This is a genomic window from Streptococcus mitis, from assembly GCF_965111735.1.
Classification (GTDB): domain Bacteria; phylum Bacillota; class Bacilli; order Lactobacillales; family Streptococcaceae; genus Streptococcus; species Streptococcus mitis_DR.
Genome location: NZ_OZ217346.1, coordinates 2,111,649 through 2,125,119 on the forward strand (window position 1 = coordinate 2,111,649; position 13,471 = coordinate 2,125,119).

13 protein-coding genes are annotated in these 13,471 nt (G+C 42.6%); 2 read left to right on the forward strand and 11 right to left on the reverse strand.

What is annotated here, in order from left to right; translation table 11 throughout:
- Positions 1-65: 65 nt before the first annotated feature.
- The 5 genes from ACLV7W_RS10310 to ACLV7W_RS10330 all read right to left on the reverse strand — a co-directional run bounded on the left by ACLV7W_RS10310 (position 66) and on the right by ACLV7W_RS10330 (position 3,470).
- The gene (locus tag ACLV7W_RS10310) at positions 66-929 is read right to left on the reverse strand and encodes an Rgg/GadR/MutR family transcriptional regulator (protein WP_020901821.1); all 864 of its coding nucleotides are present in this window, start codon (positions 927-929) and stop codon (positions 66-68) included.
- A 103-nt stretch (positions 930-1,032) separates the two neighbouring features.
- Positions 1,033-2,043, reverse strand: a complete 1,011-nt coding sequence (gene tsaD / locus ACLV7W_RS10315; protein ID WP_261022574.1) for a tRNA (adenosine(37)-N6)-threonylcarbamoyltransferase complex transferase subunit TsaD — start codon at positions 2,041-2,043, stop codon at positions 1,033-1,035.
- A complete protein-coding gene (gene rimI / locus ACLV7W_RS10320; RefSeq protein ID WP_153208777.1) occupies positions 2,033-2,470 on the reverse strand; it encodes a ribosomal protein S18-alanine N-acetyltransferase in 438 nt (145 codons plus the stop codon). The genes tsaD and rimI overlap by 11 nt, the downstream gene beginning before the upstream one ends.
- A complete protein-coding gene (gene tsaB, locus ACLV7W_RS10325; RefSeq protein ID WP_153208779.1) occupies positions 2,467-3,150 on the reverse strand; it encodes a tRNA (adenosine(37)-N6)-threonylcarbamoyltransferase complex dimerization subunit type 1 TsaB in 684 nt (227 codons plus the stop codon). Before tsaB ends, rimI begins: the two co-directional genes overlap by 4 nt.
- A 104-nt stretch (positions 3,151-3,254) precedes the next feature.
- Positions 3,255-3,470: a hypothetical protein gene (locus ACLV7W_RS10330; RefSeq protein WP_000282478.1), complete on the reverse strand. Its 216-nt coding sequence runs from the start codon at positions 3,468-3,470 to the stop codon at positions 3,255-3,257.
- Positions 3,471-3,750: 280 nt separating this feature from the next.
- Here ACLV7W_RS10330 and ACLV7W_RS10335 point away from each other — a divergent pair, with 280 nt between their 5' ends.
- Both ACLV7W_RS10335 and rnjA read left to right on the forward strand, forming a co-directional pair.
- A complete protein-coding gene (locus tag ACLV7W_RS10335) occupies positions 3,751-3,984 on the forward strand; it encodes a DNA-dependent RNA polymerase subunit epsilon (RefSeq protein ID WP_000639571.1) in 234 nt (77 codons plus the stop codon).
- 1 nt (position 3,985) lies between these two features.
- Positions 3,986-5,665: a ribonuclease J1 gene (rnjA, locus tag ACLV7W_RS10340; protein ID WP_049500725.1), complete on the forward strand. Its 1,680-nt coding sequence runs from the start codon at positions 3,986-3,988 to the stop codon at positions 5,663-5,665.
- A 245-nt stretch (positions 5,666-5,910) separates the two neighbouring features.
- Here rnjA and mnmG read toward each other — a convergent pair whose 3' ends face one another.
- The 6 genes from mnmG to ACLV7W_RS10370 form a co-directional block, all read right to left on the reverse strand.
- Positions 5,911-7,824 carry a tRNA uridine-5-carboxymethylaminomethyl(34) synthesis enzyme MnmG gene (mnmG, locus tag ACLV7W_RS10345; protein ID WP_094753012.1) on the reverse strand — a complete coding sequence of 638 codons (1,914 nt, stop codon included), beginning with the start codon at positions 7,822-7,824 and terminating at the stop codon, positions 5,911-5,913.
- Positions 7,814-8,245, reverse strand: coding sequence for an NUDIX hydrolase (locus tag ACLV7W_RS10350; RefSeq protein WP_261012090.1), 432 nt, complete (start codon positions 8,243-8,245; stop codon positions 7,814-7,816). Before ACLV7W_RS10350 ends, mnmG begins: the two co-directional genes overlap by 11 nt.
- Before the next feature lie 8 nt (positions 8,246-8,253).
- Positions 8,254-8,709: an NUDIX hydrolase gene (locus ACLV7W_RS10355; RefSeq protein ID WP_261239923.1), complete on the reverse strand. Its 456-nt coding sequence runs from the start codon at positions 8,707-8,709 to the stop codon at positions 8,254-8,256.
- Between the two features lie 140 nt (positions 8,710-8,849).
- On the reverse strand, positions 8,850-9,971 hold the full coding sequence (gene mnmA / locus ACLV7W_RS10360) for a tRNA 2-thiouridine(34) synthase MnmA (RefSeq protein ID WP_001282953.1): 1,122 nt from the start codon (positions 9,969-9,971) through the stop codon (positions 8,850-8,852).
- A gap of 750 nt (positions 9,972-10,721) precedes the next feature.
- The gene (locus tag ACLV7W_RS10365) at positions 10,722-11,351 is read right to left on the reverse strand and encodes an ABC transporter ATP-binding protein (protein WP_411865900.1); all 630 of its coding nucleotides are present in this window, start codon (positions 11,349-11,351) and stop codon (positions 10,722-10,724) included.
- Complete coding sequence (locus ACLV7W_RS10370; protein ID WP_411865901.1) at positions 11,348-13,456, reverse strand: bacteriocin-associated integral membrane family protein; 2,109 nt, start codon at positions 13,454-13,456, stop codon at positions 11,348-11,350. The genes ACLV7W_RS10365 and ACLV7W_RS10370 overlap by 4 nt, the downstream gene beginning before the upstream one ends.
- Positions 13,457-13,471 lie beyond the last annotated feature (15 nt).

A 13,471-nucleotide genomic window follows, 5' to 3' on the forward strand; every position in this document is an offset into this window, starting at 1 on the left:
CTTATTTTAGAAAATCGCATATTTGATATTTTTTCTTATAGAAATTTCAGATTTGCAATTGTTGACTACTCAATAAGTTCTTTGTATTGCTTCAAACGCAATTCGAAGAGGGCTAGCAATTGTGGATTTTCTAATACTTGCAGAGATTGGATAAATCTTTCAATCTCTTTTTGATTGCTTCCTTTGGTTTGAAGGAAAATCTTCATTTTCTTTAAAAACTGCCACAATACTTTTTCAAAAACATCGTATGGACGAAGCATGCTCTCTAGCTCAGCTTCAAAAATTGGGATATAAGAGAAAAGTTTACGCTCCATGAGTTCTGATATAATATTCAGAAATCCACTTTTCATATACAATCGATTATGTACCAACTCTTTAAATTCCCTAGATTTCTCAATTAAAGCGGTCGATAAAAATATCAAATCTTGATTGCTCAAGAAGGGCATGGTATTGCAAAAGAGATAGAGTTCAAACCAGGTCCAAGACTCAATAGCATAGAGATAGATAGTCAAAAACTCGCTATCTTCTTTTACTAATGGATAGTTCTTATTTAAGGAATGGAGTGCGTTTTTAATTACAATGGCATTCAAACGACGATAGGTCTCTGCCATCTGTTCTTGCTCGACTTCCTCCAACAGTTGCTCTAAACCAGCTATATCTTGGTGGGCAAAGCGATCCACAACCTTTCTACCAATCTGCATATGTAGGGATTCTTGATAATTGTTTAGCTTATGACCAAACTCATCAAAATTCATATTGATCCCTTGGATGGCTAGGATCAACTTATCCGCAGATAGCATAGACTGCCCTAGTTCAAACTTGGATAATTGAGAGGCTGTTAGTCCAGCACAAGCCACATCTGACTGCTTGAGCTTTCTCGCCAAACGTAATTCCTTGTAAAATTCTCCCAACTCCATTCTCTCAATCATCTCACCACCTCCTATTTTTTATATAGTATATCATTATTCACAATTATTTGTCAAAATATTCTGACATTTAAGAGAGCAAAAAAGCCAGCCCTAAGCTGACTCTTTATTCCATCGTATCAAAAGCAAGACTTGGTTTGGCATTGAGGTCCAAGTTTGCAAAGTTTTCTTTGTTCCACTCGCTGACGCTAGCATAGGCAATCATTCCTGCATTGTCTCCGCAGAGGCGCAGAGGTGGAATGATGACCTTGACGTCAGTGATTTCAGCCGCTAGGCGTTCTCTGAGACCTTTATTGGCTGCCACACCACCTGCCACGACAAGGGTTTTAACAGGATATTTCTCCAAAGCCTTCTTGGTTTTGGCCATAAGAATATCCAAGACAGCTGCTTGGAAGGAAGCACACAAATCTTCTGTGGATAGATTTTCTCCCTTTTGCTCGGCATTGTGGTGAAGATTGATAAAGGCCGATTTCAAACCTGAGAATGAAAACTCCAGATTATCTTCCTTAATCATGGCACGAGGAAAATCATAAATATCCTGTCCCTGATGAGCTAGCTCATCAATCTCACGACCTGCAGGATAGGTCAAGCCCATGACACGGCCGACCTTATCATAGGCCTCACCAACCGCGTCATCTCGCGTTTCCCCAACAATCTTGTAGTCACCAGCCTCAGAAACATAAACCAACTCTGTGTGTCCACCGCTGACCAAGAGGGCTATCAAGGGAAACTCCAAAGGCTCCACACTCTGAGCGGCCATGAGGTGACCAGCCATGTGGTTAACAGGAATCAGCGGAAGTCCATGAGCCCAAGCAAAGGCCTTAGCAGCTGACAAACCGACTAGTAAGGCTCCGACCAAGCCCGGTCCATAGGTAACCGCTACAGCTGTCACGTCCTCTTCCGTAATCCCTGCTTCTGCTAGGGCCTCCTCGATACAGGCTGTAATGACCTCGACATGGTGACGACTGGCTACTTCCGGCACTACGCCCCCAAAACGTTTGTGACTCTCAATTTGACTAGCAATGACATTGGACAAGAGCTCATCGTCGTTTTTCAAGACGGCAACACTAGTCTCATCACAGGATGTCTCAAATGCTAAAATATATCTATCCTTCATCTATTTCTCTCTTCATGATGATGGCGTCCTCGACTGGATCATGGTAGTAGGCCTTTCGCTCAGCGATGGCTGCCATCTTTTCTTTCTTGTAAAATGCTTGCGCTCGATGATTTGAACTTCTGACTTCGAGGAAAATTTCCTTATCTGTCGGCAATTGAGCAAACAAGGTTGACGCAATTCCCTGACCCTGATAGGTTTGTTTGACAGCGATTTGCAGGACTTCTGCTTCAAAAAGATTCTCCTGCACGGCTAGAAAGCCAATCGCTTCTGCCCCATCATAAGCCAGAGCATACCAAGTCTGGTCTTGGGACAGGTCTGCTTGGATTTGCTCCAGCGTCCAAGGGCTGACTGGGTAAACAGCTATCATAACAGCGTAGATGGCTTGAGCCAAGTCAGGCTGCTGTTGGATTCGTTTAATTTCTATCATAGGCGTTTAATGTAAGACTCGCCAGACTCGGTATGGTTCTTGAGCCAGTTTTCCTCAGCCTCAACACGTTTGAGGTAGTTCGGCACAAAATCATGCAAGGAGTCTGCTTCCTTATCCCAAGCCAAAAGAGCAAGAGTGGCTGCATTAGGCAAGGTTTCTTTGTAATTAGTCCTTGGTAAGTGTTCTTGAATCTGCTCCACAAAGGGGGCAACTTCTCCGACAAAGGTTACCTGACTAGCACCCTTAACTTTCTCTAACACCTCTTCAAAAGATAGATGCGCTTCTGGCATGACAGGTTTGGCATTTTCATAAAATCCTGCGTAAACATTGTTGCGACGAGCATCCATCAAAGGGACGAACAAGCCTTCTTGTTGGTAGGGCACCAGAGCCAAGAGGCTAGACATACCAACTAACTCAATGTTCAGAGTATGGGCCAAAGTCTTGGCAGTGGCTACCGCGATTCGCAAGCCTGTATAGCTACCTGGTCCTTCAGCCACCACGATTCGATCCAAATCCTTGGGCGTCCAGTCCACACTCGCCATCAAAAAATCGATGGCAGGCATGAGGGTAATACTGTGATTTTTCTTGATATTAATCGTCGTCTCGGCAAGAACCTGCTTGTCCTCTAAAATAGCGAGAGAAAGAGCCTTGCTGGACGTATCAAAAGCTAATACTTTCATAACACATTCCTATCTTTTTGTCTGCTTACTATTATACTACAAAAGCTGGCACATGGGAATTTTCTTTATCCCCAAACAAAAATGCCCCAGCATGAGCAGGGCATCTAAGCATTTAATCCAAAGTAAAATACAAACCAAACGACATAGGTTACGAGGAGGAGAAAAAGCGAGTAGAGAGTCACAAAGGTAATTTTCCACAAGAACTTGGTTTGTCGTCGTTCCAGTTTGGCAAATAGAAGATTCCCCGCATAAACGCAAGCAACAAAAACAATAAAAGCTACCAAGCGAGCTCCGATAGCAAAAGCAAATAAGTTATACATAGGGCAACCTCCTTTACTTAAAATCTATAGTGAATTAAGACAAACGATAAATTCCACTTCCATTTTCAAAATAACATATTTTCTTTATTTTTGCAAACGATTACCAAAGAAATCGTCCTGTGACTTTCTCGTTTCCGTCTTTTACTAATTTTTCATTTTGTGGTATAATTGAAATAATTGTAACGAATCAAGGTCAATCTAGACACAAAATGGAATGAAATCAAGCAAATCTATGCTAAAAGTTTGGAATAAGCTGACCTGTAAAATAGAAAGGAACTATATGATTTACAAAGTTTTTTATCAAGAAACAAAAGAACGTAGCCCACGTCGTGAAACAACACGCGCACTATACCTAGACATCGATGCTAACTCAGAACTTGAGGGCCGTATCGCTGCTCGCCAACTTGTCGAAGAAAATCGCCCAGAGTACAATATCGAGTATATCGAACTCTTGTCTGACAAATTGCTAGATTACGAAAAAGAAACTGGCGCCTTCGAAATTACGGAGTTCTAATATGGCCTACACTCTTAAACCTGAAGAAGTCGGCGTTTTTGCCATCGGTGGTCTGGGAGAAATCGGGAAAAACACATACGGAATTGAATACCAAGACGAGATTATCATCGTCGATGCTGGGATTAAATTCCCAGAAGATGACTTGCTTGGTATCGACTATGTTATCCCTGACTACTCTTACATAGTCGACAATATCGACCGCGTCAAGGCTGTTTTGATTACCCACGGACACGAGGACCACATCGGTGGGATTCCTTTCCTACTCAAGCAAGCAAATGTCCCTATCTATGCTGGACCGCTTGCCTTGGCTTTGATCCGTGGAAAACTCGAAGAACACGGCCTCTTGCGCAACGCCAAACTTTACGAAATCAACCACAATACTGAGTTGACCTTTAAAAATCTCAAGGCAACTTTCTTTAGAACGACTCACTCTATTCCAGAACCTTTGGGGATTGTCATTCATACTCCTCAAGGGAAAATTGTCTGTACGGGTGACTTCAAGTTTGACTTAACACCAGTTGGTGAACCAGCAGATTTGCACCGTATGGCAGCTCTTGGTGAAGACGGTGTACTCTGTCTCCTGTCTGACTCGACAAATGCAGAAATTCCAACCTTTACCAACTCTGAAAAAGTCGTTGGCCAGTCCATCATGAAGATTATCCAAGGCATAGAGGGACGTATCATCTTTGCATCCTTTGCCTCAAATATCTTCCGTCTCCAACAAGCAACAGAAGCCGCTGTTAAGACTGGACGCAAGATTGCGGTCTTTGGTCGTTCTATGGAAAAGGCCATTGTCAACGGAATCGACCTTGGCTACATCAAAGCTCCTAAGGGAACCTTTATCGAGCCAAATGAAATAAAAGACTACCCTGCAGGCGAGGTTCTCATCCTCTGTACAGGTAGTCAGGGCGAGCCAATGGCAGCCCTCTCTCGTATCGCCAACGGAACCCACCGTCAGGTACAACTCCAACCCGGTGATACGGTTATCTTCTCTTCTAGCCCAATCCCTGGAAACACTACTAGCGTCAACAAGCTGATTAACATCATTTCAGAAGCTGGTGTCGAAGTTATCCACGGTAAGGTTAACAATATCCATACATCTGGACACGGTGGCCAACAAGAGCAAAAACTTATGCTCCGCTTGATTAAGCCAAAATACTTCATGCCTGTTCACGGTGAATACCGCATGCAAAAAGTCCATGCTGGACTTGCGGTGGATACTGGTGTTGAGAAGGACAATATCTTTATCATGAGCAATGGTGATGTGCTTGCCCTTACTGCTAACTCAGCTCGTATTGCAGGTCATTTCAACGCCCAAGACATCTATGTCGATGGAAATCGTATCGGTGAAATCGGCGCAGCTGTCCTCAAAGATCGTCGTGATCTATCTGAAGACGGTGTCGTTCTGGCAGTCGCAACTGTTGACTTCAAATCGCAGATGATTCTATCTGGTCCAGACATCCTCAGTCGAGGCTTTGTCTACATGAGAGAGTCTGGCGACTTGATTCGCCAAAGCCAACGCATCCTCTTCAATGCCATTCGTATCGCACTGAAAAACAAGGATGCTAGCGTGCAATCTGTCAATGGTGCCATTGTCAACGCTATTCGCCCCTTCCTTTATGAAAATACAGAACGTGAACCGATCATCATCCCTATGATTCTCACACCAGATGAAGAATAATACTCTTCGAAAATCAAATTCAAACCACGTCAGCTTCGCCTTGCCGTACTCAAGTACAGTCTTCGGCTAGCTTCCTAGTTTGCTCTTTGATTTTCATTGAGTACAAGTCAACAAAACAGCTCCGTCTTCGGAGCTGTTTTTCTCTATGCTTTCTTTTGAGATTAAAACTCAATAAAAATCGAAATCAGACTAGAAGGCTAGGCGAAAGCATAACTTGAGTTAGGTGAGCCGAAGCCGACGACGTATCATTTTGATTTTTGAAGAGTTTTAGAAATACTACGATTTTTACCTTCAAGATACACCATCAAAATAGAAATATCTGCTGGGTTTACTCCCGAAATACGGCTGGCTTGACCGATGGTTTCTGGATTGATGAGTTTGAACTTCTGACGGGCTTCGGTTGCAATAGAATCAATGTCATCCCAGTCAATATTGGCTGGAATGCGTTTTTCTTCCATGCGTTTCATCTTGGCAACCTGATCCATGGCTTTGGAAATATAGCCTTCGTATTTGATTTCTGTTTCAATCAATTCGATAATCTTGTCATCCAAGTCTTCTGCAGCTGGTCCGATGAAGGCTACCACATCTTGGTAAGAAACTTCTGGACGGCGAAGGAATTCCTTGGCTGTCACTGCATCGGTCAACGGTTTAAAGCCCATCTCCTCAACCTTGGCATTTGTTTCCTTGACTGGCTTGAGTTTGATACTATCTAGGCGCTTCATCTCATTTTCAAATTGATTTTTCTTAATTTCAAAGCGAGCCCAGCGTTCATCATCCACAAGACCAATCTCACGGCCCATCTCAGTCAAACGCATATCGGCATTGTCATGACGGAGGATGAGACGGTACTCAGCACGACTGGTCAAGAGACGGTAGGGTTCAATAGTTCCCTTGGTCACCAAGTCATCAATCATGACCCCGATATAACCGTCACTACGCTTCAAAATCAATTCAGGCTTGCCTTGGATTTTCAGAGCCGCATTGATACCCGCGATAATCCCTTGACCAGCAGCTTCTTCGTAACCTGACGTTCCATTTGTCTGACCAGCAGTGAAGAGGCCTGAGATTTTTTTGGTTTCAAGCGTTGCACGCAATTGATGAGGCAAGACCATGTCATACTCAATGGCATAACCAGTTCGCATCATCTCAGCATTTTCCAAACCTTTGATGGAATGAACCAAGTCACGTTGGACATCCTCAGGCAGACTGGTTGAAAGTCCTTGGACATAAACTTCCTCTGTATTGCGCCCTTCTGGCTCAAGGAAGAGTTGGTGGCGTTCCTTGTCCGCAAAGCGCACAATCTTGTCCTCAATCGATGGGCAGTAACGAGGCCCCACTCCCTTGACCACACCTGTAAACATAGGCGCACGGTGGAGGTTATTTTGGATAATTTCATGACTGGTAACATTGGTATAGGTCAACCAGCATGGCACTTGATCTTTGACATAATCCTCATCACGTGAAGTGTATGAGAAGTGATTAGGCGCTTCGTCCCCTGGCTGAATCTCTGTCACATCGTAGTTGATAGAAGAAGCCTTGACACGTGGAGGCGTTCCTGTCTTGAAACGACCAATTTCAAGTCCCAATTCCTTGAGATTGTCAGCTAGGTTAATCGAAGCTAGACTGTGGTTAGGACCTGACGAGTACTTGAGGTCTCCGATGATGATTTCCCCACGGAGTGCGGTTCCTGTGGTCACGATAACAGCCTTAGCAGCATACTCTTGATGGGTAGCTGTACGCACACCGACAACCTTGCCATCTTCCACCAAAATCTCATCAATCATGGTTTGACGAAGGGTCAAATTCTCTTGATTTTCAACTGTCTTGCGCATTTCCTTAGAGTAAAGCTCCTTGTCAGCCTGCGCACGAAGGGCACGAACAGCTGGCCCCTTCCCTGTGTTGAGCATCTTCATCTGGATGTAAGTTTTGTCAATGGTTTTGGCCATCTCGCCACCGAGGGCATCGACTTCACGCACAACAATCCCCTTGGCAGAACCACCGATAGAGGGGTTACAAGGCATGAAAGCCAGCATTTCAATGTTGATAGTTGCAAGCAAGACCTTACAGCCCATACGGCTAGCAGCTAAGGAAGCCTCGACCCCAGCGTGTCCTGCACCAATTACAATAATATCGTATTCTTCAGTAAAATTATATGTCATTTCTTAACCTTTCAAAAATTTCTCTCAAATAAGGAACTAACTTCTCCTCCTCTAGAGCTTGAGCCATAGTAACCCATTTAAAGTGCGTATGCTCTTCAGGATCTAATCTGATAATTGGCTTCTCCCCAACCCACTCTGCTTTATAAACTAAGCGAGTAAAGACAGTATCCTTAGAGGCATCAAGTTGACTATCTTCGTGAAGAAGTTTGAGCGAACTGCTATCTAGCCTAACTCCCGCTTCTTCAACACATTCTCTAAGAGCTCCGTCTCGCGGAAGTTCACCCTTTTCAACCCCGCCACCAGGAATATCCCAGTAAGTTGGATAAACGTTGGGTTGTCCTCTTTTAATTTCCGAACGCTGAATGAGCAAATAATCATCACCACTATGAACAAGTACATGGGCAATAAGCTTAACCATCATTTTCTCTCCTATTCCTCAAGATGGATGTGTCTTAGTTGGCCGTCCCAATCTGGCAGGGCTGTTTTTAAAAAGGCTGGAACTAGATTGATACCCTCAAGCTTGTCTATGTCAATCCATTCACAGGGCTGCCTTTTCTCATCTTCCTGCATGGTCAATGGGGCATCCTCAAGCAAGTCCACCAGATAATGAAACTCGATGTTGTGCCAATAGACACCATCTTCTTCAAAACGATTTTCAATAACAAAAGCTAGTTGCCCAGCTTGAGCTTCGACACCCAGTTCTTCCCTCACTTCACGGACTACCGCTTCTTCCGTGCTTTCATTGACTTGAATCGCACCGCCGATAGTGTAATGCTTGCCATTATCTTTGGTAACTAGGAGCTTGCCATTTTGGAGAATCAAGGCTGTCGCCCGAACGCCAAAAACAGTATTCCCTACTTTTGTCCGAAAGTCTTGCTGAGTCATTCTTATCCTTTCCCTTAAACGACACAAAAACAGTCAAAACTCCAAAGAAGTGCAGGACAAAAAAGCCTGCAACATCCATGAGCTTTGACCATCATTTCTATTGCTTTTATTATTGTAGCAAATTGAGAAAATTTGTCAATCTAAATGTACTGACAAACTTGTCCATCGCGGTAAGCATTGTCAATCAAACCGCCACCTAGACACTCTTCCCCGTCGTAAAAGACAACTGCCTGACCTGGTGTGATGGCGCGTTGCGGTTCTGCAAAGATAACCTCTGCCTTGTCTCCTTTGACATGGACGGTCACCTTAGAATCAGGCTGACGGTAGCGGAATTTAGCCGTACATTCGAGCGTAAACTCCTCTGGCATGTCACGAGTAAAGTGAACCTGACTAGCCTCAAGGCTGGTTGACATGAGCGAATCATGGTAGAATCCTTGTCCTACATAGAGAATATTCTTGCTCAGGTCTTTTCCGACAACGAACCAAGGTGCATTGTCACCACCGTGTTGCCCACCGATACCGAGACCGCCACGCTGACCAATCGTATAGTACATAAGTCCTGCATGCTCACCCATATCGCGACCATCCACAGTCATCATGCGACCAGGCTGAGCTGGCAGGTAGTTGCTGAGAAAGTTTTTAAAGTTCTTTTCTCCGATAAAGCAAATTCCTGTCGAGTCTTTCTTCTTAGCAGTCGCAAGGCCTGCTTCTTCTGCTAGTCTGCGAACTTCAGGCTTTTCCAAATGTCCCAATGGGAACATGGTTTTTTGGAGTTGTTCTTGCGAAAGTTGACTGAGGAAATAGGTTTGGTCCTTGCCATTGTCCACGCCACGAAGCATATGAACAGTACCATCTTCATCACGCGCCACTCGGGCATAATGCCCAGTCGCTACATAGTCTGCCCCTAAGGTCATGGCATAGTCCAAAAAGGCCTTGAACTTGATTTCCTTGTTACACATAACATCTGGATTTGGCGTGCGTCCCGCACGGTATTCTGCTAGGAAATACTCGAAAACGCGGTCCCAGTACTCTTTTTCAAAATTGACAGAGTAGTAGGGAATGCCAATCTGGTCTGCTACCGCAGCCACATCCTTGTAATCTTCGGTCGCCGTACAGACGCCGTTTTCATCTGTGTCGTCCCAGTTCTTCATGAAGATGCCAATCACATCGTAACCCTGCTCCTTGAGAAGAAGAGCCGTCACCGACGAATCAACACCACCACTCATCCCCACAACAACACGTGTTTTAGAGTTATCACTCATGGTAAGTCTCCCATCTATTCGTTTATTTATACCCCTCAAAATTCTATTTACTATGACTTTCAATAGAATTTCTTCGAGTATAGTCTTTTCGTTTGCTTTTAGGACTAGGCAACGAGTCGCAGGCATAACTTGAGTTAGGCAAGACGAGTTAACGACGTAATAAAAGATAAACGAAATGACTAGTTCACGATTGAAGGTCGTGTGTGCTTAACGATTGAAGGTCGCTTGAGCAGTATTCATTATAACATGCTTGGTTGGAGAAGACAAGAAAGAGGCTGTCAATCGACCAACCTCTTTCATAAAATAATCAATCCTTCAACAAAATCCATTGTTGAAATGCTGTTCTAAACCATTGATAGCTCAGATTTCCCAGAATAGAGCTGTCCTAACTATCGAACAGATTAAATCCATACATATCCACGCAATTCTACGTTTAGAATTGCCATAAAATAAATGTTTTAGGGATATTCTAAGTCTTTGACTGCTTAAAATTTTACGTTCTGAAGGATTCTAAAGCTAGAATAGCATAAAAATCATGAAAACTGGACTATTCGAAGCTTCAGAGTCATACGATTTCTATAGGAAGTATCTTTTTAGTACGTGTGGTTAGTAGGTAATTTTAGGGAATCTCCCAAAAACAACTGATTTCCTATTTTTATCAATCAAAAAATGTTGATAAATGAGTGTTTTAAAATTAAATTTTAAAGGTATCCTTAAATTTAAAGATTTTTGATAAGATTTCTGTACTTTTTACAATTCAATGATACGATGACATTGTTGGGCTACATAAGCATCGTGGGTCACAATAATGACTGTTTTCCCCTCTCGATTCATCTCTAAGAGAAACTTCAAAACCAAATCTCTATTTTCAGAGTCCAGCGAACCTGTCGGTTCATCTGCTAAAATCAGCTGGCTGGGTTTTAATATGGCTCTAGCCACTGCAATTCGTTGTTGTTCCCCACCAGACAACTCGGAGACCTTTTGATGCAAAGTAGCTGGCAAACCTACTCTCTCTAAAATCTCTTCCACCTTTTTGAGCTTGTCTTTCTTGGACAATTTCACATATTTCAGCGCCAGCATGAGATTGTACTCGACCGTTTCATCATCAATCAGGGCAAAATTTTGAAACAGATAAGAGATATGTTCACGGATTATTGTTTGCGACTTAGCAGAATTGACCGCTAGATTTGTCTGACCAAAAATCTCATACCGTCCGCTATAATCACCATCTATCAAACCTAATAAATTTAACAAGGTCGACTTACCACTACCACTTTTTCCAACGATGGCTACCAAATTCCCCTGATCAATCCTGAGAGACAAGTGATCCAAAATCACTTTTCCCCCAATGGTTTTGGTAATATTTTCCAACTCAATCATAAGATGCCCCCTTTCAATAACTCTACTAGACTTCTTTTCTCCATCCTAGAAGCCAAGGCTAGCACAAATAGTATATCCAGACATGTAAAGCCTGCAAACAGCAGGAGTGGCAAGAGCGCATGGGCAAAGAAAATCAATACTAGAAGAGGGAAACTATAGCCCAGCAAGAGCAGAACGAGGAGAGGGCGGTAGCGATCGACCAGTTTCCACCCCATAAATTTCTTGGTAATGATGTCCCTGCGCTTCAATAAGAAAGTTGTTACTAGTAAGAAGTAGGAAATCATCATGCTAAGGAGACCAAACAAAGCAAAGAGTATATTAAGATTTCGAACTGCATCTCGATAAGAATCTACTTTCTCTTGTTGAATGGCTTGAAGCGATGAAAATTTTAAATAATTCCCATCTGATAATTTCTCAACTAACTCCGTAATCACTTTTTGATTTTGTTCTGTATTTTCAACTTTCATAGGATTGTTTAAACCTGTCGTTGACAAGCGAGTCTTTTCTTCCCACATCATGTCTTGATCATTTACCAGACTAATGATTGGATTGTGGAGGTTTTCCTTTCGCTCATTATTATAAGGGAAGAATGACCAATCTCCTTCATAGTAGGCAATTTCTACATCCATATCTTCTATTGTTTGCTTTTGCTGATCTTCATACCTCAGAGAAAGATAGGCTATGGATTTTCCCAAGAACTGATTCTTACCTTCTTGTCCTTTATCACTGGCTGGCATCAAAATAACTTTTTTAGTGCTGGTATCTGGTAACTTGAATCCCTTGCTCTTTAGAAAATTGCTATTAGCATAGTAAACATCTACCTTATCAGGCAGTTGGTACTGCTGTACTTGTTCAGCTTTGATGACTGGTTTGATAGGAAGACTCGCACTTCGCACATAATTTACTTGTATTTTTGCTAGCAAATCTTGATAAAATTGGTAGAAATAATCTGTAGATTTCCCTGACCCTGCTAGCTCTTCTTGCCACAGGTTATCATTGAGTTGGAAGGTTTCTAAGGTCAAGTAATTCCCTTGGCTTACCCACTGTTGCTGATAAGCAAGTTCTTTGTTTTCTTGTTCTAGACTTCTGCCCACCCCAATCAGTAAGACCGTCAGTAAAATAGTTGTCCCTATTTTCATCACATAATTGAAGATGAGACCAAGTTTGACAGATGAAAAACCTTTCAACATGGAACTAACTGTCATTTTCTGAATCATCAGGTAAGTCAACCAACTGATAAACAAATACAACTGTAAAAGCAGAAATTGGGATAAGAGTAAACTTGGGAACAGAAGTTTTGGCCTGTAGTCCAGCACTAAAAATAGTCCCAAGTCAATGATAAGACTTCCACCCAAGAGAAGATAAAAATTAGTCTTTACAAAACCAGCTAAAATCGCCCCGCTTTGAAAACCAAGTAACTTTTGAACCCCCACTCGTTTCATCTCCATCATCGGCTGATAAACTGTTACTAACACAAGAAGTAAAATAGCCAAGACAAAAACAATGGCAGATAAAAGCAAATCTCGATTTATGACTTCCACTGCACTTTTATAGGTAGGCTCTAGCAAGGTAGCCTGGTCTATCTTGAAAAAATCGCTCCATTTCTGTACAATCCTATCCTTATCCATCTCTTGTGTAGAAGTTATCGTATAGCGACCATTTAAACTACGAGATGTATCCTTGATATAGGTTTGAAAAGTTATAAGCTGAATAGGCTTGGCTTTTAGAAAGGTCGGTATCGTACCAAGTTTATTAGAAATTTCTTTATTACTGTAGACTCCTTCACCATCTGTGGTAAAATCAAGAGAAGAAATCCCAAACTCTTGGTAGGGGAAGGTTTCCTTATTAAAAACACCAGCCTTGACGGCTTCATCGCCATTATCTACTTTGATAATAGAGACCTTGTCTTGATTTGTAACCTCTTCAAAAAACTGGAGAATCGTTTCTGTCGGTTTAGTGACATCTTTCAAGTACAAGTCAAATGAATAGGTTGTCTTGCCCATCTCCTGAATCCGCACTATTTCTCGTGTAACATTTACATTCAGGACAAAAAACGTAGTACACAGCAAGAGCAGGAGCATACAAAGATGACTGATTTTTTTCATAGAGATACCTCCCGT